Genomic DNA, 22,582 nt, shown 5'->3' with positions numbered 1-22,582 from the left:
GCCGCGGGTACCATCCCGGATTACGCTTCGCTCCATCCGGGCTACGGGTCTGAGATTGAGACAGCGCCTACGCCGCCTTCCCGCCCATATACTCCGGCAGCCAGCGCTCGAACGAGGTGCGCAGCGTATCGATCGCCACCGACGCCTCGCCGGCGATCGCGATCGCGTCGCCGCCGGTGGTGCCGATCCGCACGCAGGGCACCTCGCAGCCGCGCATCTTGGCCAGCACGCGGCCGGCCTCCGTTTCCGGCACGGTGACGAGATAGCGTGCCTGGTCCTCGCCGAACCAATAGGCCTGCGACACGAGCGCGGTCGGCGCCGCCAGCAGCTTGGCGCCGATGCCGCTCGCCATCGCCATCTCGGCAAGCGCGATCAGCAGGCCGCCATCGGAGAGGTCGTGCACGGCGGTCGCGGTGCCCGCATGGATCATGCCGCGCACGCAGTCGCCGTTGCGCTTCTCGGCGGCGAGATCGACCGGCGGCGGCGCGCCCTCCTCGCGACCGCAGATGTCGCGTAAGTAGACCGACTGGCCGAGCCAGCCATGGGTCTCGCCGATCAGCAGGATCGCCTCGCCCTCGGCCTTGAAGGCGAGCGAGGCTGACTTGGTGAAATCGTCGAGCAGGCCGACGCCGCCGATCGAGGGCGTCGGCAGGATCGCGCGGCCGTTGGTCTCGTTGTAGAGCGAGACGTTGCCTGAGACGACCGGGAAGTCGAGCGTGCGGCAGGCTTCCGAGATGCCCTTCAGGCAGCCGACGAACTGGCCCATGATCTCGGGCCTTTCAGGATTGCCGAAGTTGAGATTGTCGGTGATCGCGAGCGGCTTGCCGCCGACCGCAGTGATGTTGCGCCAGGCCTCCGCCACCGCCTGCATGCCGCCCTGGTAGGGATCGGCCTCGCAATAGCGCGGCGTGACGTCGACGGTCAGCGCCAGGCCCTTCGGCCCGTCCTGCACGCGCACCACGGCGGCATCGCCGCCGGGGCGCTGCATGGTGTTGCCGAGGATGACGTGGTCGTACTGCTCCCAGACCCAGCGCCTGCTGCACATGTCAGGCGTGCCGATCAGCTTCTCCAGCGCGGCCCCGACGCTCATCGGTGCCGGCACTTCGCGCGCATGCACGACCGGCAGCGCGGCGGAGGGGATATGCGGCCGGTCATAGACCGGCGCCTCGTCGCCGAGCTCCTTGATCGGCAGGTCGGCCATGACGTCGCCGCCATGCTTGACCACGAAGCGCTTGCTCGGCGTGGTGTAGCCGACCACGGCGAAGTCGAGGCCCCATTTCTTGAAGATGGCCTCGGCTTCCTTCTCCTTCTCGGGCTTGAGCACCATCAGCATGCGCTCCTGGCTCTCCGAGAGCATCATCTCGTAGGCGCTCATGCCAGTCTCGCGGGTCGGCACCGCGTCGAGATCAAGGTCGACGCCGAGGTCGCCCTTGGCGCCCATCTCGACCGCCGAACAGGTCAGGCCCGCCGCGCCCATGTCCTGGATCGCGATGACGCAGCCCTTCTCCATGATCTCGAGGCAGGCTTCCAGCAGCAGCTTCTCGGCGAAGGGATCGCCGACCTGCACGGTGGGGCGCTTCTCCTCGGACTTGTCGTCGAACTCGGCCGAGGCCATCGAGGCGCCGTGGATGCCGTCACGGCCGGTCTTGGAGCCCAGATAGACGATCGGCATGTTCACGCCGGAGGCGGCCGCATAGAAGATCTTGTCGGCGTCGGCGAGGCCCACGGCCATCGCGTTGACGAGGATGTTGCCGTCATAACGGGTGTGGAAGCGCACCTGGCCGCCGACGGTCGGCACGCCGAAGGAATTGCCGTAGCCGCCGACGCCGGCGACCACGCCGGAGACGAGATGCCGGGTCTTGGCATGCTCGGGCGCGCCAAAACTCAGCGCATTGAGGCAGGCGATCGGGCGCGCGCCCATGGTGAAGACGTCGCGCAAAATGCCGCCGACGCCGGTGGTCGCACCCTGGTAGGGCTCGATGTAGCTCGGGTGGTTGTGGCTCTCCATCTTGAAGACCACGGCTTGGCCGTCGCCGATGTCGATCACGCCGGCATTCTCGCCGGGGCCCTGGATCACCCAGGGCGCTTTGGTCGGCAATCCGCGCAGATGGATGCGCGAGGATTTGTACGAGCAATGCTCGTTCCACATCGCCGAGAAGATGCCGAGCTCGGTGAAAGTCGGCTCCCGCCCGATCAGCTTCAGGATGCGCTCGTACTCGTCGGGCTTGAGCCCGTGGGCGGCAACCAGTTCGGGGGTGATCTTGGGTTCGTTCTTCATGGATTCGGGGCTTTCGGCGGCGGTTGGCCGTTCTTAGGAAGATCGGGGCCTCGCGAAAAGCCCTTTATGGCGCATTTTCCCACTGTCCCACGTTTTGCGGCCGAGGGGTGCGGGAACGGGAATTGCACGGCGCGGACGGATCGGATTTAAGGGCTGAAGACCCGCAATTGAAGGCCCATTTCCTTGCACGAATTGACCAAAACGGCCGCTCCGCCCCGCCCCGAGCTGCATGTCGCGACCGAGGGGGAATTCAAGGGCTGGCAAACCTGGATCAGGGACAGCTTTGAGAACCATATCGGTCCCTTCTGGCACCGCCTGGAGGCGGACGGCAGCGTCCGCTGCGCCTTCCGGGTCGAAAAGAAGCATTTGAACGGCTCCAGCAACGTCCATGGCGGCTGCTTCATGGCCTTCGCCGATTACTGCCTGTTCGCGATCGGCCGGAACGCACTGAACGGCCGCGGCGTGACGGTCAATTTCGCCTGCGAGTTCCTGGATGCCGGGCATGAGGGCGAGCTGATCGAATGCACCGGCGAGATCACCCGCGCCGGCGGCTCGTTGATCTTCCTGCGCGGGCAGATGGCCTCCGGCGAGCGCCGGCTGTTCACCTTTTCCGGAACGATCAAGCGGGCCAAGCGGAAGTCGCTCCCTCAGCCAAACGCATAGCTCGACGCCTTCCCTTTTGGCGTCCCCTCGCCCAGACTTGCGAGAAGCGCGGTCGCGCCGGGGAGCAGGAACAAGGTGCCGCAGAGCACGTCGCCGAGGGGTCGCGCAGCGGCCTCCGTATCATCGCCGCTACCGTCCATGGCCGCGACCGGCGCCCGCAACTGGCGCGACTATGCGCTGCTGTTCGCGCTCGCCTGCTGCTGGAGCTCCACCTATCCGCTGGCCAAGCTCGCGCTGGACACGATCCCGCCCATCACCTTCATCTCGGCGCGTTCGCTGATCGCGGCGGCTTTCCTGTTCGCGATCCTGTGGATGCGCGGAGTCAGGATCCCGACCGACGCGAAGGCCTGGGAGCTGTTCGCAACCCAGCAGCTGATCAACTCAACCTTCCCGTTCCTGGTCATCACCTGGTCGCAGCAATATGTGCCGGCGTCCAACACGGTGGTGCTGGCCTCGACGACGCCGATCTTCGCCTTCCTGATCACCTCGCTGATCACGCGCCACGAGCCGGCCACGCTGTTGAAGCTCGCGGGCGCGATCCTCGGTCTCGCCGGCACCGTCGCCATCGTCGGCCTCGATGCGCTCGGCGGCCTCAGGAGTGAGATCATCGCGGAGATCGCGATCCTGCTCGCCACCATCTCCTTTGCCTGCGCGACGATCTTCGGCCTCAGGCTATCCGACTACGACCCGATGGTGGTGGCGGCCGGCTCGCTGCTGTTCGGCGGCCTCATCCTGCTCCCGCCCTCGCTGATCATCGACCAGCCCTGGACGCTGCATCCGACGTTTCAGGCGATCATCGCCACCATCGTCATGGGCATCGTCTCCAGCGCGTTGGGATTGATGCTGTTCTACGTCTGCCTCGGCCGGCTCGGCACGCTGACAACGAATGCGCAAGGCTATTTGCGCATCCCGATCGGCGTCGGCCTGTCCGTGCTGCTGCTCGGCGAGAGCGTGCCCTCGAACCTCGCACTGGGCCTGCTGCTGGTCATGGCCGGCGTTGCCGCGATGACGGTGCCGGCCGAGCGACTGAAGCTGCGCTAGCGCGAGGCGCTATGGCTTGGCGTCGTCCGCCAGCATCTTCCGGTATTTCTCGACGTCGCGCGTCACGAGCTGCTGAAGCAGCTCCGGCGTATGCTCGTTGTCGTCGGGCGCAACGGTCGAGAGGTCGGCAAAGCGCTTCTTCACCGCGTCGGTCTCCACGGCGGTGCGCGCCGCCGCATTCAGCCTGGCGATGACGGCCGGCGGCGTGCCCTTGGGCGCGAACAGGCCGTTCCAGCCCTGCGCCTCGAATTCGGGCAGGCCGGCTTCGGCAGACGTCAGCAGGTCGGGCAGCGTCGCGAGCCGCACGGTCGAGCCGACCACGAGCCCCCTCACCAGCTTCTCGTTGATCGACTGCGAGACCGAGGCGGCCGCGTCGCAGACGCCGTCGATCTGGCTGCCGACCGCATCGGTCAGCGCAGGCGCGGCGCCGCGATAGCCGACCAGCGTCGCGTCGATCCCGGCAGCGGTGACGAAGCTCTTGCAGATCAAATAGTTCGAGGAGCCGACGCCGGCATGGCCGAGATTGATCTTGCCCGGATTGGCCTTGGCGTAGGCGATGAACTCCTTGAGGTCCTTCGCCGGAAAATCCTTCCGGATCGCGATGATGCCGAACGTCTTCGCCACCATGGCGATCGGCACGAAGGACTCCGGCGTGAACGGCAGCTTTGGATAGATCGTGTAGGTCGCGGCATTGGTGCCGGCATTGCCAATCGCGATGGTGTAACCGTCAGGCTCGGCGCGGGAGGCGCGTGCCAGCGCGGTCGAACCGCCGGCGCCGGCGACGTTCTCGATCACGATGGTCTGGCCGAGCGCGATGCCCATCTGCTCGGCGACGGTGCGTGCGATCACGTCCGAGGTGCCGCCGGCCGCGAACGGCACGATCATGGTGATCGGACGCTTGGGGAAATCCTGGGCGAATGCGGCACTTCCAAGCGAAAGTGTTGCGAGCGACAGCGCCGCGAGAAGCCGCTTCAGCACGAATGAAATCACGCGGCCTTTTCCAGATGCTGGACGAGACCGGCAAACAGGCCGCGGCCGTCGGTGCAACCCATGATGTCTTCGACGTGGTTTTCCGGATGCGGCATCATGCCGAGCACATTGCCCCTGTCGTTGACGAGGCCGGCGATCGAATGCGCCGCGCCGTTGATGTTGTGGTGCTCGTCAACCGCGCCGTCGGCCGAGCAGTAGCGATAGAGCACCCGCCCCTCGCCTTCGATGCGCTTGATGGTCTCCTCATCCGCCTCGTAGTTGCCCTCGCCGTGTGCGACGGGGACGCGGATCACCTGCCCGGCATTGTAGCCGCGGGTGAACGGCGTGTCGGAGCGCTCGACGCGCAGATGCACGTCGCGGCAGATGAATTTCAGCTGCGCATTGCGCATCAGGACGCCCGGCAAGAGGCCGGACTCGCAGAGGATCTGAAAACCGTTGCAGACGCCGAGCACGAGGCCGCCCTTGGCCGCATAGTCGCGCACCGCATCCATCACCGGCGCACGCGCTGCGATTGCGCCACAGCGCAGGTAATCGCCGTAGGAGAAGCCGCCGGGCACGACCACGAGATCGGTGCCTGCCGGGAGCGACGTCTCGGCGTGCCAGACCATCGCGGGCTCGCTGCCCGAGATCAGCCTCAGCGCGCGCGCCATGTCGCGCTCGCGGTTGATTCCGGGAAAGACGAGGATGGCGGCTTTCATGGCAGGGGTTCCGACGGTGACGGGAATCGGGCTGGCCAAAGGGCCAATTCGCGAAGAGACATAGCCATTTGACGTGGATTTTACCAGTGCTAGCCTTGCCGGGCGGCCTTGTACACAGGCCATAGCCACGGCACTTTTGCCTGACGATCTTGCCCGGGATTGAAGCCATGAACGTCCCGTCGCTGCCCGCATCCCTCTCCGAACCGGTGTCCGCCGAAGGCGTCGTCGCCGCGGGTGCCTATGTCGACGGCCGGCGCGTCGCCAACATCGCCATCAGCGAGGCCTCGAGCTGGCGGGCCAAGCCCGGCCACGTGGTCTGGATCGGGCTGCACGAGCCCGACATGGCCCTGCTCAGCGCGGTGCAGAAACAGTTCGACCTGCACGATCTCGCCATCGAGGACGCCAATCACGCCCATCAGCGGCCGAAGATCGAGCAATATGGCGAGGCCCTGTTCATCGTGGCGCGGACGGCGCAGCTGGTCGAGGGCCGGATCGCCTTCGGCGAGACCCACATCTTCGTCGGCGAAGGCTATCTGGTCTCGGTGCGCCACGGCGCCTCGACCTCCTACACACCGGTGCGCGAACGCTGCGAAAGCTGCCCGCGCGCGCTCGCGCGCGGCGAGGACTACATCCTCTACGCCATCCTCGATTTCATCGTCGACAACTACTCGCCCGTGCTCGAGAGCATCCACGAGGAGGTCGAGAGCATCGAGGACGACGTGCTCTCCAAGCCGATCAGCAAGGCGCAGATCGAGCGGCTCTACATGCTGCGCCGCGACCTGCTGCGGCTCAGGACTGCGATCGGCCCGCTGGTGGAGGTCTGCCGCCGGCTGGAGCATGACGAGCTGGCGATGGTGCGCGCGACCATGCAGCCGCTGTTCCGCGACGTCACCGACCACGTCAGGAACATCCAGGAGCGCATCGATTCCATGCGCGAGGTGCTGGCCTTCGCCTTCGAAGCGAGCCTGCTGGTGGGACAGGCGCAGGAGACGGCGGTCTCCAAGAAGCTCGCCTCCTGGCTCGCGATCATCGCGATCCCAACCGCGCTTGCCGGCATCTACGGCATGAACTTCAAGCACATGCCGGAGCTGGAATGGGAATACGGCTATTACATGCTGCTCGGCGTGATGCTGATGGCATGCGGCGCGCTCTATTGGCGCTTCCGTCACGTCGGATGGCTGTGAGCGCGAAAGCGCTGGCCAGCAAGCCCGCATGCAGCGTCACAACCGGTCCAACTCCTCATCCCGAGGAGCGCGCATTTCGCGCTCCTCACGTGAGGATATGACAGGGTCAGACGATCTCGACCCGGTAATTCTCGATCACGGTGTTCGCCAGCAGCTTGTCGGCGGCCTCCTTCAGCGCGGCTTCCGCCTTGGCCTTGTCGGCGCCGGCGAGCTCGATGTCGAACACCTTGCCCTGGCGGACGCTGGCGACGCCGTCGACGCCGAGCGACTTCAGCGCGCCTTCGATGGCCTTGCCCTGCGGATCGAGGATGCCCGTTTTCAAGGTAACGGTGACACGTGCCTTCACGTCGAAAACCCCTTTAGCTCTTCACCAGCACCGGGCCGGAGCCCGCCGGACGCTCGTTCTCCATGAGGATGCCGAGGCGTTTTGCAACTTCGGTATAGGCCTCCAGCAGCCCGCCGAGATCGCGGCGGAAACGATCCTTGTCGAGCTTCTCGTTCGACTTGATGTCCCAGAGACGGCAGGAGTCCGGCGAGATCTCGTCGGCGACGATGATCCGCATCATTTCGTTCTCGAACAGCCTCCCGCACTCCATCTTGAAGTCGACGAGGCGGATGCCGATGCCGAGGAAGAGGCCGGTGAGGAAGTCGTTGACGCGGATGGCGAGCGCCATGATGTCGTCGATCTCCTGCGGCGTCGCCCAGCCGAAGGCGGTGATGTGCTCTTCCGACACCATGGGGTCGTTGAGCTGGTCGTTCTTGTAGTAGAATTCGATGATCGAGCGCGGCAGCTGCGTGCCCTCCTCGATGCCGAGGCGCTGCGACAGCGAGCCGGCGGCAACGTTCCGCACCACCACTTCCAGCGGCACGATCTCGACCTCGCGAATCAACTGCTCGCGCATGTTGAGGCGGCGGATGAAGTGGGTCGGCACCCCGATGTCGTTGAGGTGCTGAAACAGATACTCCGAGATCCGGTTGTTGAGGACACCCTTGCCCTCGATCACCTGATGCTTTTTCGCATTGAACGCGGTGGCGTCATCCTTGAAGTGCTGGATCAGGGTACCGGGCTCCGGGCCTTCGTAAAGAACCTTTGCCTTGCCTTCATAAATGCGACGCCGACGGCTCATTGGGATGTACCGTGTTTTGTTGAAATCCATGAATTTGGTGTGCTCCGGTTGACTAGGATTACGACCCACAGCGGAGCTGCCGTGAACGGCCGGGAACCCGTAGAAACAGAACGGGAACCAAGCCTTTAGGCAACCTATCCGATTGGCTGTCCGAGCACAATCGATCCGGCCGTCCGGCACCAACTTATACCGTTTTGCCTGCGGCTTAACGGCCCGTTGTCTTGCCGATTCGTGCTCCTTATCTAGGCATGCGCCGGGGCTGTCGCAACGAGGGCCACCGGGTCCAGTCAGCAGGGAATTGGAAAAGGCATGAGCGAGATCAACAAGCGCGAGGAAGGCTTTGAGAAGAAGTTCGCCCTCGACGAGGAGCAGAAGTTCAAGGCGGAGGCCCGCCGCAACCGGCTGCTCGGGCTGTGGGCCGCGGAAAAGCTCGGCATATCCGGCGAAGCCGCCACGGCCTACGCCAAGGAGGTGGTCGCGGCCGATTTCGAGGAGGCCGGCGATGCCGATGTCCTGCGCAAGCTCATGGCCGATTTCGCCGCCAAGAGCGTCGTCGTCACTGAGCAGGCGATTCGCGCCAAGATGAGCGAGTTGCTCGCTGTGGCCGCGGCCGAGGTGAAGGCCGGCAAGTAGGCGAATAGGGAGTGGCGAATAGCGAATAGACCCCTATTCGCTATTCGCAATTCGCCCGCGTCAGCCCTCCTTGAAGCCATATTCCGGCACGTTGCCGCTGGCACCGTAATATTTGTACGGCAGGAACTTGCCGCTCATGGTGATCTTGACGCGGTCGCCCTTCGGGTTGGCGACGCGCTCGATTCCCATGTCGAAGTCGATCGCCGACATGATGCCGTCGCCGAATTCTTCCTCGATCAGCGCCTTCCAGGCCGGGCCGTTGACCATCACCATTTCGTAGAAGCGGTAGATCAGGGGATCGGTCGGCGGCATCGGCGTGCCGGTGCCGCGCATCGGCACCTCGTTGAGCATCGCGGTCTCGGCCTTCGACAGGCCGAACAGCTCGCCGGCGTTGGCGGCCTGGGGCTTCGTCAGTTTCATCTGGCCGAGGATCGCGCCGACGATCAGCACCTCCGCATAGCCGCCGATCTTCTCGCAGATGTATTTCCAGCTCCAGCCCTTCTCGCGCTTGATGTCGAGCAGCTTCTCGGTGAGGTCTTCGCGTTTCATGTCAGGGTCTCCCTTCAAAAGCATGATCCGGAAAAGTGTGAAGCGGTTTTCCGTAGATCATGCGTCTACAAAATCACGCAGTGAGTCCGGGACTGGTCCCGGGTGTCCAGGTCTGTCGTTGCTCTTCGCCGCTGGAGGCGACCGTCAGCCCGGGCTTGCCGATATGCACCACCGGCACGTTGCGCGGATCGTGATCGGGCTTCTCGGCCGCGAATGTCTTGCTGCGCGTCACCAGGAAATCGATGATGTGGTTGCGCAGCGCGTAGTACAGCGGATGGCGGTGCAGGTCGGTGCGGCCGCGATCCTTCGGCAGCGGATTTTCGACGACCTCCGCCAGCACCGCGCCGGGGCCGTTGGTCATCAGGAAGATCTTGTCGGCGAGGTAGATCGCCTCGTCGACGTCGTGGGTGATCATGAACGCGGTCTGGCCAGTCTCCAGACAGATGCGCCGCACCTCGTCCTGGAGCGTGCCGCGCGTCAGCGCGTCCAGCGCCGAGAACGGCTCGTCCATCAGCATCATTTTCGGCGTGATCGAGAGCGCACGGGCAATACCGACGCGCTGCTTCATGCCGCCGGAGAGCTCCGAGGGACGCTTGTGCTCCGAACCCGTCAGGCCGACGAGATCGATGAAGGTTTGCGCGTGCGCCTTGACCTTCGCCCGATCCCAGCTGCGCCATTTCGAGCTCACGGCATAGGCGACGTTGCCGAGCACGGTGCGCCAGGGCAGCAGCGCGTGGCTCTGGAAGATCACGGCGCGGTCGAGGCTCGTGCCCGAAATCGCCTGCCCGTCGACGATGACGGCGCCTTCGCTCGGCGCATCGAGGCCGGCGAGAATGTTGAGCACGGTGGTCTTGCCGCAGCCGGAATGGCCGATCACGCAGCAGAACTCGCCGCGCGGCATCGACAGCCAGAGATTCTCGAACACGGTGGTCGTGGCACCGCCCGCGCCCGGATAGCGTTTTGCGATGCCTTCGATGGAGATGAATTTGTCGGTCATGTCAGGTCTCGTGTCCCGCACGCGGTGCAGCGCGCAGCGGTGCGCTGCAGATGCGGGACCCATGTCGCCGCAATGGGTCCCGGTTCAGCACTGCAGCGCTGCGCGCCGCAATGCGCCCGGGACACGAGAGGGGTGCGCGTTGCCATACTCACTCCGGAAATGTGACCATGCGCGTGAAGCGCGCGAGGATCTGGTCGAGCAGCATGCCGACGATCCCGATCAAGAGGATCGCGATGATGACGTTGGTGATCGAGAGATTGTTCCACTCGTTCCAGACGAAGTAACCGATGCCGGTGCCGCCGACGAGCATCTCGGCGGCGACGATCACGAGCCAGGCGATACCGATGGAGATGCGCATGCCGGTCAGGATCGTCGGCGCCGCCGCCGGCAGGATCACGGTGAAGGCGCGCCTGATGGTGCCGACCTCGAGCGTGCGCGCGACGTTGATCCATTCCTTGCGCACGCTGGCAACGCCAAAGACGGTGTTGAGCAGCATCGGCCAGATCGAGCAGATGAAGATGACGAAGATCGCCGAGATCGAGGAATCCTTGATGGTGTAGAGCGCGAGCGGCATCCAGGCGAGCGGCGAGATCGGCTTCAAGACCTGGATGAAGGGATCGAGCGCCTTGCTCAGCAGCGGCGACATGCCGATCAGGAAGCCGAGCGGAATGGCGACGAGCACCGCCAGCAGATAGCCGGTGCCGACGCGCGCGATGGAATAAGCGAGCTGGATGCCGAGCCCCTTGTCGTTCGGCCCGTTGTCGTAGAACGGCCTCCTCAGATGCTCCCAGAGCTTTGCGCCGACGTCGAGCGGCCCCGGCATGGCGGATTTGCCCTGCGTCGCGGTGAGACCCATCAGCTTGGCGTATTCCGGGCTCATCGTCGCGACCGGCGCCGTCGCGCGCGTGGCGAGATGCCAGATGCCGAGGAACGCGGCCAGCAGCACGATCGAGACGAGGCCGGCGCGGAGACGGAGGGAGGTGGTCATCTTGCGAGATCTCTCCACCCGTCGTCCCGGCCTAGTGCGCGCTGCGCACGGGGGCCGGGACCCATACCGCGGAATCTATCGATGGCGGTCGGTGGGAGTACCGAACGACGAGTCTTCGCCAAACATCTCCCTGGGGTTATGGGTCCCGGCCCCCGTGCGCAGCGCGCACTAGGCCGGGACGACAAGGGCGAGAGAGACTTGCTCACGACGCCTTCCTGATCTTGAAGCTCGCGACGTAATCCTCCGGCTTGCCCGGATCGAAAGTCTTGCCCATCACCGCGAACGACTTGTAGCTGCTCGCCGGCGGCGACAGGCCCATCTCGGTCATCAGCTTCTTGGTATCGGTCGCCAGATACACCTGCTCGGCCACCGCCTTGTAGTCGACGTCGCCCTTGATCTGGCCCCAGCGCTTCATCTGCGTCAGCATCCACACGGCAAAGGACTGCCAGGGGAACGGATCGAAATCGACGCGCTTGGCGTCGGTCTTCACCCCGCCGAGGCCGTCGGCATAGGTGCCGGTCAGCACCTGCTCCAGCACCGTGACCGGCGCATTGATGTAGTTCGCGGGCGCGATGGCCTCGGCGATCTGCTTGCGGTTCTCCGCCTTCGACGCATAAGCGGTGGCATCGACGATGGCGCGCGTCAGCGCGGCAAAGCTGTTCGGCGCCGTGGTGATGAATTCGCGGCTGGCGGCAAAGCTGCAGCAGGGATGGCCGTCCCAGATCTCCTTCGAGAGCAGGTGCATGAAGCCGACGCCGTCATAGATCGCGCGCTGGCAGATGTTGTCGGGCGCGAGGAAGCCGTCGATGTTGTCGGCGCGGAGGTTCGCGACCATCTCCGGCGGCGGCACCGAGCGCAGCTGCACGTCGGTATCGGGGTCGAGGCCGTGCTCGGCGAGATAATAGCGCAGCAGATAATTGTGCATGGAATAGTCGAAGGGGATCGCGAATTTCAGGCCCTTCCAGTCCTTCGGGTCGCGCTTGTCCTTGTGCTTGGTCGCCAGCACGATGCCCTGCCCGTTGATGTTCTCGATCGCGGGGACGGCAAATGGAATCGCATTGGCGCCAAGCCCCAGCGAGATCGCGATCGGCATCGGCGCCAGCATGTGCGCGGCGTCGTATTCCTTGTTGATGGTCTTGTCGCGGATCACGGCCCAGCCGGCGGTCTTGACCACTTCGACATTGAGGCCGTGCTTGGAATAGAAGCCCATCGGTGCCGCCATGATGATCGGCGTCGCGCAGGTGATCGGGATGAAGCCGACCTTGAGGTCCTTCTTCTCGGGCGTGCCGGCCTGCGCAAAGACTTCGGTCGCCGTCTGAATCGGAAAGAACTGCGACAGCGCGGCCAGCGCTGTGGACGCACCGACCGATTTCAGGAAGGCGCGCCGCGCCACGTCCTGCGGAAACATCGCGCGCATCACGGCGGAGGCGACGACGCCCTCGTAGCGCTTCTCCTCACTCTCGACCGGATCACAACGCAACGCCGTGGCCTGCTCGTGCTCCGCCGCGGATTGGTGCTGGCCACAGGCACAGCCGGCTCGAAGGTTGCGATCGGGATCAAACGGATTGTCGAACGTGGACATCGGACCTCCTGCGCGTCATTGCATTTAGAATTACGCAAGGAGCATGCCATCGCCTTTCGGCCGGACAGTGCCTTGATAACGCAGCACTTTTAGTCGCGCTTGGCCGCTACGAAAATTCGTGTTACACGAGAATTCGTAGTCTAATCACGAGATTTCGTAATGCCAACGACGCCAATGCTGAGCCAGGACGAGACCGTCGAGGCGATCGATCCGCGCGTCGCGGCATTCGAGTCCTCGGTCGAGGCCACGCTGCTGGTCGATCCCTATGCCGACCAGATCATCGATGCCAATCCGGCCGCCTGCACCCTGCTCGGCTACGACCGCGCGCTGCTGCGGCAGACCAGGGCCAGCACCCTGCACGCCGGCCAGCTTCCGGCGCTGACCGTGTTCACCCAGGCCGTGCTGCACAAGGGCGCCTACTGGACTACGGCGCTCACCCCCCGCCATGCCACCGGGCAAAATCTCAGGCTGGAATATGCCGGCTGCGTCCTGCCCCATGACGGCCGCACGCTGGTGCTGCTGACGCTGACCGATCTCGACGCGCGCCGGCGCCGCAATGTCGATGCCGCCGCCGAAGACCACATGCGCAGCGGCATCTCGACCTGGCAGCGGGTCGAGCGGGTCTTCCAGGACATCGAGCGCGAGAACCAGCTGATCCTGCGCGCCGCCGGCGAAGGCATCTATGGCGTCAACGCGGAAGGAAAGACCACTTTCGTCAACCCTGCCGCCGAACGCATGCTGGGCTGGACCGCCGAAGAGCTGGTCGGCAAGGAGATCCACCCGATCGTGCACCACACCCATCACGATGGCCGGCACTATCACAACCATGACTGCCCGATCTACGCAGCGTTCCGCGACGGCGCCGTGCACCAGGTCGACGGCGAGGTGTTTTGGCGCAAGGACGGCTCGCCGGCCTGGGTCGAATACACCTCGACCCCGATCCGCGACCGCGGCGTGGTGGTCGGCGCCGTCGTGGTGTTTCGCGACGTCAGCCAGCGCCGCGAGGCCGACGAGAAGCTGCACGCCGCGCTCACCGAAGTCGACCGCCTGCGCGAGCGGCTCGAACTGGAAAACGCCTATCTCCAGGAGGAAATCCGCATCGAGACCAATCCGCGCGGCATCATCGGCCAGAGCGAGGCGATCCAGAAGACGCTGCGCCAGGTCAAGCTGGTGGCGCCGACCACCGCGGCCGTGATGATCACCGGCGAGTCCGGCACCGGCAAGGAGCTGATCGCCCGCGCCATCCACGAGGATTCCACCCGCAGCGACCGGCCGCTGATCCGCGTCAACTGCGCCGCGATCCCGCGCGAATTGTTCGAGAGCGAGTTCTTCGGCCATGTCCGCGGCGCCTTCACCGGCGCGACGCGCGACCGCATCGGCCGGTTCGAGCTCGCCGACGGCGGCACGCTGTTCCTCGACGAGGTCGGCGAGATCCCGCTCGAACTGCAAGGCAAGCTGCTGCGCGTGTTGCAGGAGGGCAATTTCGAGCGCGTCGGACAGGAGCGCACCCGCGCGGTCGACGTCCGCGTCATCGCCGCGACCAACCGCGATCTCAAGCAGGAGGTGCAGCGCGGCCGCTTTCGCGAGGACCTCTATTTCCGCCTCAACGTGTTCCCGATCGAGACCGTCCCCCTGCGTGAACGGCGCGAGGACATTCCACTGCTCGCCCAGCATTTCCTGACGCGCGAGAGCAAGGCATTGAAGTCGAACCTGCGGCTGTCGGAGGGCGATGCGCGGCGACTGACGCGCTACGACTGGCCCGGCAATGTCCGCGAATTGCAGAACGTGATCGAGCGCGCCGCGATCCTGTCGCAGAACGGCCGCCTGCGCATCGACCTGCCTGATACCTCCGGCGCGCCGGCTCCGACCGGCGCCGCGCGCCAGAAGGCCGACGCGCGGCCCGCTGTCATGACCTCATCGGAGATGCGCGATCACGAGCGCGCCAACATCCTCGCCGCGCTCGAGGCCTGCGCGGGGAAAGTGTTCGGCCCCGGCGGCGCGGCGGAAATGCTGGATATCAAGCCGACCACGCTGGCCTCGCGGATCAAGGCGCTTGGGATCGCGCCCCGTCCGCAAGTGGCCCATCCTTCGAGACGCCCGCTTTAGGCGGGCTCCTCAGGATGAGGACGGAGTGTGCGGCAGCAGTATCAACGGGCACCGATGCCGCTCAGCCTCATCCTGAGGAGACCGCGAAGCGGTCGTCTCGAAGGACGAGGCGCGCGCTCACGCCGCCTTGGTGGTCACATCGGATGCGATCGGCAGTCCCTGCTCGATCGGCAGCGACGGATCGCGCGACCATTCGTTCCAGGAGCCGAAATACATCCGCACGTCCTTCACGCCGGCGTTCTTCAGCGCCAGGAACGTGTTCGAGGCGCGCGCGCCCTTGAAGCAGTAGAGATAGACCGGCGTGGTCTGCGAGATGCCGACGGTGGCGCATTCGGCCAGAATCTCGTCCTTGGACTTGAAGCGCGGGCCTTCGGCGGTCGGCTTCATCATGCGATACCATTCCAACCAGACGGCGCCGGGGATGCGGCCCTTGCGCGGGCAGAAGTCCTTGCCGTACGGCGACGAGCTGTCGCCGATCCACTCGTCGACATCGCGCACGTCGAGGATCGCGATGCCGGGCTTGCCGACGGCGCCAAGCATCGTCTTCGCGTCGATCAGGATCTCGCCCGCTTCAGGCACGATCGCAAACGAGGCCTTTGCCGGCGTAGGTACGTCCTTCGTCACCGGGAAGCCCGCCGCCGACCAGGCATCGAAGCCGCCATGCAGCACCTTCACCTTGGGATAGCCGAGCATGGTGAGCAGGTAATAGCCGCGGCAGGACTGGCCGAAGCCTGAGTTCATCGACTGCTCGTAGATCACAGCCGTCTCCTTGCCGGAGAGACCGGCGCCGCCGAAGGCGTCGGCAAACTTGGTCTTCAGTTCGGCCATCCCCTCCGGCGTCGAGGTCGCGAGGAACGTGAAAATCTCGTGCACGTTGACGGCGCCCGGCAGGTGGCCGGCGGCATAGGCATCGGGGTTGCGGGTGTCGATGACGACACACGGCTCTAGCTTCAAGAGATCGGCGAGTTCGACGGCAGTGATCAGAACGTCAGTCATGGCAGCCTCTCCGTTGAGGTTGGGGGTCTTCGGGTGGACTCGTAGAACTCAGGAATCGGCGAGCATCTTGCGCAGCTGCTTGGTGGCAGGCGTGACGATCGCGACGAAATAGGCCTCGCGCAGGCGCCGCTGCGCGCGGTGGCCCTTGAGGTAACCGCGCGCGCCACAATGCAGCATCGCTGCATGCGCCGCCGCGACGCTGGCCTCGCCGGCGCGCAAGCGGAGCGCGATCACCTTGCGCCAGTAGGTCTCCTCCTCATTGTAGGGATCGCGCGCCAGCGCCATGGTCTCGGCCTCCAGCTCTGCGGCGAGATCGCGGAAGTGCACCGGCTGCTGCGGCAGGTAGCGGTTGATATGGCCGAGGGGATTGTCGACCTCGTCCATGATGTTGATGCAGTCGCGGATCACACCGAGCGCCATGCCGGCCTGGAGCAGGATGAAGCCGGCGCGGATCTTCTTGACGAAGGGACCGGCGGGATCGGCGAGGATCAATTCATCCGGCACGAACACGTCGCGGAACTGCACGCCATAGGTGCCAGTGCCGTCCATGGCGAGGAACGGCTTGCATGGCGTGAGCGTAATCGCGGGATCGGAGCAGTCGGCCAGGAACATCACGAGCCCCGGCTCATCCTCGCGCTCGAAGATCGTGCCGAAATAATGATCGGGGCCGAGATTGGAGACCCAGGGCAGAGCGCCGCGGACGATGTAGCCGCCCTCGACCTTCCGCCCCTTCAGCTTGAGCTTCTCGATGCCGAAAAAGCTCTTCATCGGGTTGGAGAGCCCGGTGCCGCCGAGCACGCGACCGGTCGAGAACGCATCGCCGAAGCGCTTTGCCAGCTTCATATTGGTGGAGTTGGCCGCGTACCAGACCAGCGTGTTCTGGCACCAGGCCATGAACGCCGTGGCGCCGCAGACCTCGCCGATCGCAGCCATCGCCTGGATGGCGCAGCGCAAATCGGCGGGACCTTCCTGCGGCATGTGACTGCCCCAGGCGCCGACCTCGCCGAATGCGCGCAGCACTTCGGCCGGATAGACCGTGCCGTCGTCGATACCGGCGGCGAGCGGCGCAAGCTGCTCGCGCGCGATCCGCGCCACCTCGCCTGCAATGGACGGTGCGGGCTGATCCAAAATGTCGGTCCGTGATAAAGCCAGTGAACCCATGATCGTCTCCCGCACCTTGTCCTGTTGCCGGCAGCCTAGATGCCGACCTCGAGATTGACCGGGCGGGTGAAGGTGTTGGCGACCGGCGACCATTTCTTCACATGGGCGACAAGCGCGTTGATCTCGTCCTGCGAGATGCCTTCGCACTCCATGTCGACCTTGACGCGCACGTCGGTGAAGCCGACCGGCTTGTCGGAGACATCGCCGGTACCCCACACGGCCGTGATGTTGAGGTCGCCTTCGAGCTCGAGCTCGAGCTTGTTGACGATCCAGCCGCGATGCACGGCGTTGGCGTGCAGGCCGACCGCAAGGCAGGAGCCGAGCGCGGCGAGCGAGGCTTCCGACGGGTTGGGCGCGGTATCGTCGCCCAGAAGGCCCGGCGGCTCGTCGACGATGTAGGGCGGCAGATTGCGGATGTAGTTGGCGTGGCGGAACTTGCCTTCCGCGACCGTCTTGCACTTCAAGGTCTTGACGACCTTCGGATTGGCCTTGCCGCTCGCGATCAGTTGCTCGAGCCCATTCTTGTCGATGGGCGCGAGGCAACCCGTCAGCACTGTCTTTTGAACGACGGCAGTCATCAGTCTTCTCCCTGGCAGCCGAGGAAATCGGCAGGATACCGAACGGTCTGTTTCCCTGCATGGAGCGTGCCAGAGGAGGCCAAAAGCAAATTGCGAAGCATTGGAGCCGCTTAGCGATCGCTGCCTGCGGATTGATCAGCGGCCGCTTGCTCAAAGGCGATGCAGATGGGCTGTGCCTTGCGAATCTTTTCAGCGCGGAACAGATGCGGCTTGCTGATGCGGCGCAGCTGCGGGTAAGTTTGGACTCATGGCAAAGACGTCATCAAAGAAGAATTCAAATTCGCCCCATGCCGGTGCCGGCGAAGACGAGTCCGCACGCGGACGCCTCTTGAGCGCCGCGACGCATCTGTTCTGCAAGAACGGCATCAACGCCACCGGCATCGACGCGATCATCGCGGAAGCCGGCACGGCGAAGACTACGCTCTACAAGCTGTTCGGCTCCAAGACCAATCTCGTCAACGCGGTGCTGGAGAGCGAAGGCAAGCAGTGGCGCGAATGGTTCATCGGCGCCATGGAGCAAGGCGGCGGCGACGCGCAGGCGAAGCTGACGCGCATCTTCCCGGCGCTGAAGAGCTGGTTCGCGGAAGAGCGCTTCTACGGCTGCCCGTTCATCAACGCGGTCGGCGAGCACGACAAGGACGCCAAGCAGTTCCGCAACATCGCGATGAAGCACAAGAAGATCGTGCTCGGCCACATCGAGAAGCTCGCGGGCGAGCTTGGCTCGAGCGAGCCAGCAGTGCTCGCGCACCAGCTCGGCCTGTTGATCGACGGTGCGATCGTCGCGGCGATGATCTCGCGCGATCCGGGCGTGGCGGATACGGCAGCGCTCACTGCCGGCCCCCTGCTCGGCCAGTCCAAGACGAAGAAGAAGCGCGCGGCGGATCAGCTCGAGGCGGTGTGATCTCGTAGGGTGGATTAGCCGAAGGCGTAATCCACCACTCTGGTCGCCGTGCCAGAAGAGGTGGGTTACGCCCAGCGAACTGCGCTTCGCGCAGCCGCAAGGCTAACCCACCCTACAAACCCGATCTCGTAGCGGTGGGCAAAGGCACGCAGCGCCGTGCCCGCCACTTCTTCGCTCGGAACGACCGCCGGCGTCCCAAGGCAAGTTTTTCAAGCACGCATCAAAATTGGCAGAAGCGCAAATACGAACCACAAGCCGACAAAAGCCCCTAATCCGTAAATCGCTCTTCGTCGGTGAGGGTCCCCATTGGGCACCACGCCGGGGCTCGCAATCATCCAAACGATGTCCGTGCGCCGCGCCTGTAGATTGACCGGAATTTTTCCGTCCATCCGAGCCTGCTCAAATTTTTGGATGAAGGCCCAGTAGTGGTATCCGCCATAAGCAAACGCGACGGCGGCGGCTATCCAAATAACGATACCAATCGTGTTCATATTGAAACTACGGTCAAGGCGACCTCAGTTACTGACACTTTAATATATCAGGCCAAGCCCAACATATCACTTACTTGCCCGAAGCCCACGTCAGCGCCCTTCTCGGCAACGTCGGCAAGTGCCCATAGCCGACCTCGTGCAGCGGCTCAACTCAATCGGCGGCACGACTTCGTGGGCTGGCTCGATACAGGCGCCACAGGCTCTCTACAAACGTCTCAACGAGTGGTCGTGAGGCGAACCAGCCGCTTGACCCACCCCACGAGACCTACACGCTCTGCTCGATCATCCCCTGCAGCCGCACCAGCTCTGCCTCCAGATCCCGCTCCACATCCGCCGCCCGGATCTCCAGCACGCGATAGTCGCGCGCCTCCAGCCACGTCCGCCGGCCCGCACGATCCGCCGCGATCGTCTCGCCCTCGCCCGGGTTCACCAGCTCGATCGCGATCCGATGCGGGAAGGACACGAAGTCCGGGATGTGGCGGCCGACCGGGGTCTGGCGCTTGAACTGGCCGGCGAAGCGGCGATCACGCGTGAGCGCCTGCCAGAGCAGGCGCTCGGCGTCGGTCGGGTTGCGGCGGAGCAGGCGCGCGAGGCCGCGTACGGTCGAGCCGCTGTCGGACACTCCGCCGCCCTGCCCGTGCTCGGCGAGAAGCGCGCGCAGGCGCGTGGCCTGCTCGCCGTCGAGCACGCCGCCCTTGGCCGGGCCCTTGCGCCCCTCCGCGATCGCCATCACCACCCCGTGCAGGGTGTGCATGTCCTGCTTGGTCGGCTCCATCCGGGTGAAGATGTTGCGCAGGTTCACCAGCATGGTGTCGCGCTTCTCGGCGGGCCGCAAAAATTCGACCTTGTCGAGCTCGCGCACGAGGTTGTCGAAGAAGGCCTGCATCTGGTGCTGCGAGGCACGCTCGGAGCGCTCCGGCATGGCGTGCGGCAGCTCGCCTGAGGTCATCAGCTTGAACCATTCGTAGCCGAGCAGCAGCACGGCCTGGGCGAGGTTCAGCGAGGCAAATCCCGGATTGACCGGGAAGGTGATGATGCGGTTGGAGAGCCCGACCTCCTCATTCGTCAGCCCCCAACGCTCCCGGCCGAACAGGATGCCGGCCTTGCCCCCTGTGGCGACGTGCCCCGAGATCTCGGCGGCGGCGGCTTCCGGCCCCACCACCGGCTTGGCCTGGTCATGGGGGCGCGCGGTGGTGGCGAACAGCAGGTCGAGATCGGCGACGGCCTCACCGACCGTGCCAAACAATTCGACCTTTTCCAGAATGTAGTCGGCGCCGGCCGCGGCGCGCTGGGCGGCGATGTTGGGCCAGCCGTCGCGGGGGTTGACGATGCGCAACCGGCTCAGGGCGAAGTTGCCCATGGCGCGCGCGGCCATGCCGATGTTTTCGCCAAGCTGCGGCTCGACCAGGATCACGATGGGACCGTCGAGGGAAAGACCCGCCTTGCTCTTGTCAGTCCCCGACATCTCGTTTCGCTTTCACTCTTCGTCTCAAGGCCTTGGCAAGGCGCTCTCAGGAATTGATTCAAGCCCGCCGCAAGCCGGCGCAGCCCTGTCCGCCTGTCGTTTGCCTGTCCTGACGAAATTCTCAAGGGAAATAACGGGTTGGATTCAACTTTTGAATCTCTTCTGAAGCCTCAGGCCGGCCCCCGCCGGCGGGCCGCTCCCCGCCCCCCATCTGGGGAAGCTGGATGGGCTAAAAGTGCATAATCCCTTGGCTTTCGCCCGCTGCAGTCAGGTGCTAAGAGGCGGCGGATATTCCCGTGGCGCACCAATCGCGCCGTTCCCAAGAGGCTTCCCCGATCATGGCAAAAATCAAGGTGACCAACCCCGTCGTCGAACTCGATGGCGACGAGATGACCCGGATCATCTGGCAGTACATCAAGGACAAGCTGATCACCCCGTTCCTGGATGTCGAGCTGATGTATTTCGACCTGGGGATGGAGCACCGCGACCACACCAACGATCAGGTCACCATCGACGCCGCCGAAGCCATCAAGAAGGTCGGCGTCGGCGTCAAGTGCGCCACCATCACCCCGGACGAGGCCCGGGTGAAGGAGTTCAACCTCAAGCAGATGTGGAAGTCGCCGAACGGCACCATCCGCAACATCCTGGGCGGCGTGATCTTCCGCGAGCCGATCATCTGCAAGAACGTGCCGCGCCTCGTTCCCGGCTGGACCAAGCCGATCATCATCGGCCGCCACGCCTATGGCGACCAGTACCGCGCCACCGATTTCAAGTTCCCGGGCAAGGGCACCCTGTCGATGAAGTTCGTCGGCGAGGACGGCACCGTGATCGAGAAGGAAGTGTTCAAGGCGCCCGGCGCCGGCGTCGCCATGGAGATGTACAATCTCGACGATTCCATCATCGACTTCGCCCGCGCCTCGCTGAACTACGGCCTGCTGCGCAACTACCCGGTCTATCTCTCGACCAAGAACACGATTCTGAAGGTCTATGACGGCCGCTTCAAGGACATCTTCCAGGACATCTACGACCGCGAGTTCAAGAAGGAATTCGAGGCCAAGGGCCTGACCTACGAGCACCGCCTGATCGACGACATGGTGGCCTCGGCGCTGAAATGGTCCGGCGGCTATGTCTGGGCCTGCAAGAACTACGACGGCGACGTGCAGTCCGACACGGTCGCGCAGGGCTACGGCTCGCTCGGCCTGATGACCTCGGTCCTCCTCACCCCGGACGGCAAGACGGTCGAAGCCGAGGCCGCCCACGGCACGGTGACCCGCCACTACCGCGAGCACCAGAAGGGCAAGGAGACCTCGACCAACTCGATCGCGTCGATCTTCGCCTGGACCCGTGGCCTCGCCCACCGCGCCAAGCTCGACAACAATGCCGAGCTCGCGAAGTTCGCGAACACGCTGGAGAAGGTCTGCGTCGACACCGTCGAGGCCGGCTACATGACCAAGGACCTCGCGCTGCTGGTCGGCGCCGACCAGCGCTGGCTCTCGACCACCGGCTTCCTCGACAAGGTCGCGGAAAACCTCATCAAGGAGCTGGCGGCCTAAGCCGTCCGCAATTTCGCCCGACTGGGCCAGACATCATCACGGGCCGCGTCGCAAGCGCGGCCCGTTCGTTTTTTGGGACCCTTGCGCGGAGACCACCATGTTCATCAAGCTTGCTGCCCCCGCCCTGCTGCTCGCGGCCCTGATCGGACCGGCCGGGGCTGCGGAGCCGCTTCCCGAGGCCATCGCGGCGCCGGGCGAGACCGTCGTGCTCAGCGTCCACGCCGAGGGTGCGCAGGTCTACGAGTGCAAGGCCGGCGCTGAGGGCAAGCTCGCCTGGGCCTTCCGGGAACCGGTCGCCACCCTGCTCTCCGAGGGCAAGACGATCGGACGGCACTATGCCGGACCGAACTGGGAACACGCCGACGGCAGCGCCGTGGTCGGCAAGGCCATCGGCAACGCGCCGGGCGCCACCGCCGCCGACATCCCCTGGCTGAAGCTGGAAATCGCCTCCCGCCGCGGCAGCGGCGTCCTGACACCGGTCACCACGGTTCAGCGCATCAACACCCATGGCGGCAAGCTCGACGGCGCATGCGAGAAGGCCGGCGATTTCAAGAGCGCGCCCTACTCGGCCGACTACGTTTTCCTCAGGAAAGGCTGACCG

22 protein-coding genes are annotated in these 22,582 nt (G+C 64.9%); 8 read left to right on the top strand and 14 right to left on the bottom strand.

Annotation, left to right across the window (positions count from 1 at the left end; genetic code table 11):
* Positions 1 to 67: 67 nt before the first annotated feature.
* Positions 68 to 2,278 (bottom strand): phosphoribosylformylglycinamidine synthase subunit PurL, encoded by a 2,211-nt coding sequence (purL, locus tag XI09_RS32405; RefSeq protein WP_271570486.1) that lies wholly within the window; start codon positions 2,276 to 2,278, stop codon positions 68 to 70.
* A gap of 183 nt (positions 2,279 to 2,461) precedes the next feature.
* Here purL and XI09_RS32400 point away from each other — a divergent pair, with 183 nt between their 5' ends.
* Positions 2,462 to 2,941 carry a PaaI family thioesterase gene (locus XI09_RS32400; protein WP_271570485.1) on the top strand — a complete coding sequence of 160 codons (480 nt, stop codon included), beginning with the start codon at positions 2,462 to 2,464 and terminating at the stop codon, positions 2,939 to 2,941.
* Between the two features lie 75 nt (positions 2,942 to 3,016).
* Complete coding sequence (locus XI09_RS32395; RefSeq protein ID WP_271570484.1) at positions 3,017 to 3,982, top strand: DMT family transporter; 966 nt, start codon at positions 3,017 to 3,019, stop codon at positions 3,980 to 3,982.
* A 9-nt stretch (positions 3,983 to 3,991) separates the two neighbouring features.
* Here XI09_RS32395 and XI09_RS32390 read toward each other — a convergent pair whose 3' ends face one another.
* The gene (locus XI09_RS32390) at positions 3,992 to 4,972 is read right to left on the bottom strand and encodes a tripartite tricarboxylate transporter substrate binding protein BugD (RefSeq protein ID WP_271570483.1); all 981 of its coding nucleotides are present in this window, start codon (positions 4,970 to 4,972) and stop codon (positions 3,992 to 3,994) included.
* Positions 4,969 to 5,670, bottom strand: a complete 702-nt coding sequence (purQ, locus tag XI09_RS32385; protein ID WP_271570482.1) for a phosphoribosylformylglycinamidine synthase subunit PurQ — start codon at positions 5,668 to 5,670, stop codon at positions 4,969 to 4,971. The genes XI09_RS32390 and purQ overlap by 4 nt, the downstream gene beginning before the upstream one ends.
* Positions 5,671 to 5,837: 167 nt before the next feature.
* Between purQ and XI09_RS32380 the strand changes: the two genes are divergently transcribed.
* Positions 5,838 to 6,854 carry a magnesium and cobalt transport protein CorA gene (locus tag XI09_RS32380; protein ID WP_271570481.1) on the top strand — a complete coding sequence of 339 codons (1,017 nt, stop codon included), beginning with the start codon at positions 5,838 to 5,840 and terminating at the stop codon, positions 6,852 to 6,854.
* A gap of 106 nt (positions 6,855 to 6,960) precedes the next feature.
* Here XI09_RS32380 and purS read toward each other — a convergent pair whose 3' ends face one another.
* Entirely contained in the window at positions 6,961 to 7,200 is a 240-nt protein-coding gene (gene purS / locus XI09_RS32375) for a phosphoribosylformylglycinamidine synthase subunit PurS (protein WP_014494125.1), read from the bottom strand.
* 13 nt (positions 7,201 to 7,213) lie between these two features.
* Complete coding sequence (gene purC, locus XI09_RS32370; RefSeq protein WP_008974302.1) at positions 7,214 to 7,981, bottom strand: phosphoribosylaminoimidazolesuccinocarboxamide synthase; 768 nt, start codon at positions 7,979 to 7,981, stop codon at positions 7,214 to 7,216.
* 309 nt (positions 7,982 to 8,290) lie between these two features.
* On the opposite strand from purC, the gene XI09_RS32365 reads away from it, so the two are divergent.
* The gene (locus tag XI09_RS32365) at positions 8,291 to 8,614 is read left to right on the top strand and encodes a DUF1476 domain-containing protein (RefSeq protein WP_271570480.1); all 324 of its coding nucleotides are present in this window, start codon (positions 8,291 to 8,293) and stop codon (positions 8,612 to 8,614) included.
* 60 nt (positions 8,615 to 8,674) lie between these two features.
* On the opposite strand, the gene cynS is transcribed toward XI09_RS32365, so the two are convergent.
* The 4 genes from cynS to XI09_RS32345 all read right to left on the bottom strand — a co-directional run bounded on the left by cynS (position 8,675) and on the right by XI09_RS32345 (position 12,730).
* On the bottom strand, positions 8,675 to 9,163 hold the full coding sequence (cynS, locus tag XI09_RS32360) for a cyanase (protein ID WP_049823962.1): 489 nt from the start codon (positions 9,161 to 9,163) through the stop codon (positions 8,675 to 8,677).
* A 73-nt stretch (positions 9,164 to 9,236) separates the two neighbouring features.
* On the bottom strand, positions 9,237 to 10,160 hold the full coding sequence (locus XI09_RS32355) for an ABC transporter ATP-binding protein (protein ID WP_271570479.1): 924 nt from the start codon (positions 10,158 to 10,160) through the stop codon (positions 9,237 to 9,239).
* Between the two features lie 148 nt (positions 10,161 to 10,308).
* On the bottom strand, positions 10,309 to 11,148 hold the full coding sequence (ntrB, locus tag XI09_RS32350) for a nitrate ABC transporter permease (RefSeq protein WP_271570478.1): 840 nt from the start codon (positions 11,146 to 11,148) through the stop codon (positions 10,309 to 10,311).
* 202 nt (positions 11,149 to 11,350) lie between these two features.
* Positions 11,351 to 12,730 carry a CmpA/NrtA family ABC transporter substrate-binding protein gene (locus XI09_RS32345; protein WP_271570477.1) on the bottom strand — a complete coding sequence of 460 codons (1,380 nt, stop codon included), beginning with the start codon at positions 12,728 to 12,730 and terminating at the stop codon, positions 11,351 to 11,353.
* A gap of 159 nt (positions 12,731 to 12,889) precedes the next feature.
* Here XI09_RS32345 and XI09_RS32340 point away from each other — a divergent pair, with 159 nt between their 5' ends.
* Positions 12,890 to 14,836, top strand: coding sequence for a sigma 54-interacting transcriptional regulator (locus XI09_RS32340; protein WP_271570476.1), 1,947 nt, complete (start codon positions 12,890 to 12,892; stop codon positions 14,834 to 14,836).
* Between the two features lie 117 nt (positions 14,837 to 14,953).
* On the opposite strand, the gene XI09_RS32335 is transcribed toward XI09_RS32340, so the two are convergent.
* From XI09_RS32335 to XI09_RS32325, 3 genes are read right to left on the bottom strand one after another with little or no spacing between them, the layout of a single operon-like run.
* Positions 14,954 to 15,832, bottom strand: a complete 879-nt coding sequence (locus tag XI09_RS32335; RefSeq protein ID WP_135174146.1) for a sulfurtransferase — start codon at positions 15,830 to 15,832, stop codon at positions 14,954 to 14,956.
* Positions 15,833 to 15,880: 48 nt separating this feature from the next.
* Complete coding sequence (locus XI09_RS32330) at positions 15,881 to 16,993, bottom strand: acyl-CoA dehydrogenase family protein (protein WP_271570475.1); 1,113 nt, start codon at positions 16,991 to 16,993, stop codon at positions 15,881 to 15,883.
* Positions 16,994 to 17,028: 35 nt separating this feature from the next.
* Positions 17,029 to 17,571, bottom strand: a complete 543-nt coding sequence (locus tag XI09_RS32325; protein WP_092191689.1) for an OsmC family protein — start codon at positions 17,569 to 17,571, stop codon at positions 17,029 to 17,031.
* 247 nt (positions 17,572 to 17,818) lie between these two features.
* Between XI09_RS32325 and XI09_RS32320 the strand changes: the two genes are divergently transcribed.
* On the top strand, positions 17,819 to 18,472 hold the full coding sequence (locus tag XI09_RS32320; RefSeq protein ID WP_271570474.1) for a TetR/AcrR family transcriptional regulator: 654 nt from the start codon (positions 17,819 to 17,821) through the stop codon (positions 18,470 to 18,472).
* A gap of 209 nt (positions 18,473 to 18,681) precedes the next feature.
* Here the strand turns inward: XI09_RS32320 and XI09_RS32315 are convergent, their stop codons facing one another.
* Positions 18,682 to 18,963, bottom strand: coding sequence for a hypothetical protein (locus XI09_RS32315; RefSeq protein ID WP_271570473.1), 282 nt, complete (start codon positions 18,961 to 18,963; stop codon positions 18,682 to 18,684).
* A gap of 265 nt (positions 18,964 to 19,228) precedes the next feature.
* Entirely contained in the window at positions 19,229 to 20,428 is a 1,200-nt protein-coding gene (locus XI09_RS32310) for a TrmJ/YjtD family RNA methyltransferase (RefSeq protein WP_271570472.1), read from the bottom strand.
* A 338-nt stretch (positions 20,429 to 20,766) separates the two neighbouring features.
* Between XI09_RS32310 and XI09_RS32305 the strand changes: the two genes are divergently transcribed.
* Together XI09_RS32305 and XI09_RS32300 are read left to right on the top strand one after the other, a co-directional pair.
* A complete protein-coding gene (locus tag XI09_RS32305; protein ID WP_092191703.1) occupies positions 20,767 to 21,981 on the top strand; it encodes an NADP-dependent isocitrate dehydrogenase in 1,215 nt (404 codons plus the stop codon).
* 97 nt (positions 21,982 to 22,078) lie between these two features.
* A complete protein-coding gene (locus XI09_RS32300; protein WP_271570471.1) occupies positions 22,079 to 22,579 on the top strand; it encodes a DUF3455 domain-containing protein in 501 nt (166 codons plus the stop codon).
* The last annotated feature ends 3 nt before the right edge of the window (positions 22,580 to 22,582 follow it).

Source organism: Bradyrhizobium sp. CCBAU 11386, from assembly GCF_028128955.1.
Classification (GTDB): Bacteria; Pseudomonadota; Alphaproteobacteria; order Rhizobiales; family Xanthobacteraceae; genus Bradyrhizobium.
Note: the sequence above shows the minus strand (reverse complement) of the source record. Positions and strands in the feature narration are given on the sequence as shown.

Excerpts from the sequence above, each read along its gene's own strand:
- XI09_RS32380 (WP_271570481.1), top strand. The coding sequence starts at position 5,838 with ATGAACGTCCCGTCGCTGCCCGCATCCCTCTCCGAACCGGTGTCCGCC.
- XI09_RS32315 (WP_271570473.1), bottom strand. The coding sequence starts at position 18,963 with ATGAACACGATTGGTATCGTTATTTGGATAGCCGCCGCCGTCGCGTTT.
- XI09_RS32330 (WP_271570475.1), bottom strand. The coding sequence starts at position 16,993 with ATGGGTTCACTGGCTTTATCACGGACCGACATTTTGGATCAGCCCGCA.
- purL (WP_271570486.1), bottom strand. The coding sequence starts at position 2,278 with ATGAAGAACGAACCCAAGATCACCCCCGAACTGGTTGCCGCCCACGGG.
- XI09_RS32300 (WP_271570471.1), top strand. The coding sequence starts at position 22,079 with ATGTTCATCAAGCTTGCTGCCCCCGCCCTGCTGCTCGCGGCCCTGATC.
- XI09_RS32345 (WP_271570477.1), bottom strand. The coding sequence starts at position 12,730 with ATGTCCACGTTCGACAATCCGTTTGATCCCGATCGCAACCTTCGAGCC.
- ntrB (WP_271570478.1), bottom strand. The coding sequence starts at position 11,148 with ATGACCACCTCCCTCCGTCTCCGCGCCGGCCTCGTCTCGATCGTGCTG.
- purC (WP_008974302.1), bottom strand. The coding sequence starts at position 7,981 with ATGAGCCGTCGGCGTCGCATTTATGAAGGCAAGGCAAAGGTTCTTTAC.
- XI09_RS32335 (WP_135174146.1), bottom strand. The coding sequence starts at position 15,832 with ATGACTGACGTTCTGATCACTGCCGTCGAACTCGCCGATCTCTTGAAG.
- XI09_RS32305 (WP_092191703.1), top strand. The coding sequence starts at position 20,767 with ATGGCAAAAATCAAGGTGACCAACCCCGTCGTCGAACTCGATGGCGAC.
- XI09_RS32320 (WP_271570474.1), top strand. The coding sequence starts at position 17,819 with ATGGCAAAGACGTCATCAAAGAAGAATTCAAATTCGCCCCATGCCGGT.
- XI09_RS32365 (WP_271570480.1), top strand. The coding sequence starts at position 8,291 with ATGAGCGAGATCAACAAGCGCGAGGAAGGCTTTGAGAAGAAGTTCGCC.
- XI09_RS32325 (WP_092191689.1), bottom strand. The coding sequence starts at position 17,571 with ATGACTGCCGTCGTTCAAAAGACAGTGCTGACGGGTTGCCTCGCGCCC.
- XI09_RS32355 (WP_271570479.1), bottom strand. The coding sequence starts at position 10,160 with ATGACCGACAAATTCATCTCCATCGAAGGCATCGCAAAACGCTATCCG.
- XI09_RS32310 (WP_271570472.1), bottom strand. The coding sequence starts at position 20,428 with ATGTCGGGGACTGACAAGAGCAAGGCGGGTCTTTCCCTCGACGGTCCC.
- purQ (WP_271570482.1), bottom strand. The coding sequence starts at position 5,670 with ATGAAAGCCGCCATCCTCGTCTTTCCCGGAATCAACCGCGAGCGCGAC.
- cynS (WP_049823962.1), bottom strand. The coding sequence starts at position 9,163 with ATGAAACGCGAAGACCTCACCGAGAAGCTGCTCGACATCAAGCGCGAG.
- XI09_RS32340 (WP_271570476.1), top strand. The coding sequence starts at position 12,890 with ATGCCAACGACGCCAATGCTGAGCCAGGACGAGACCGTCGAGGCGATC.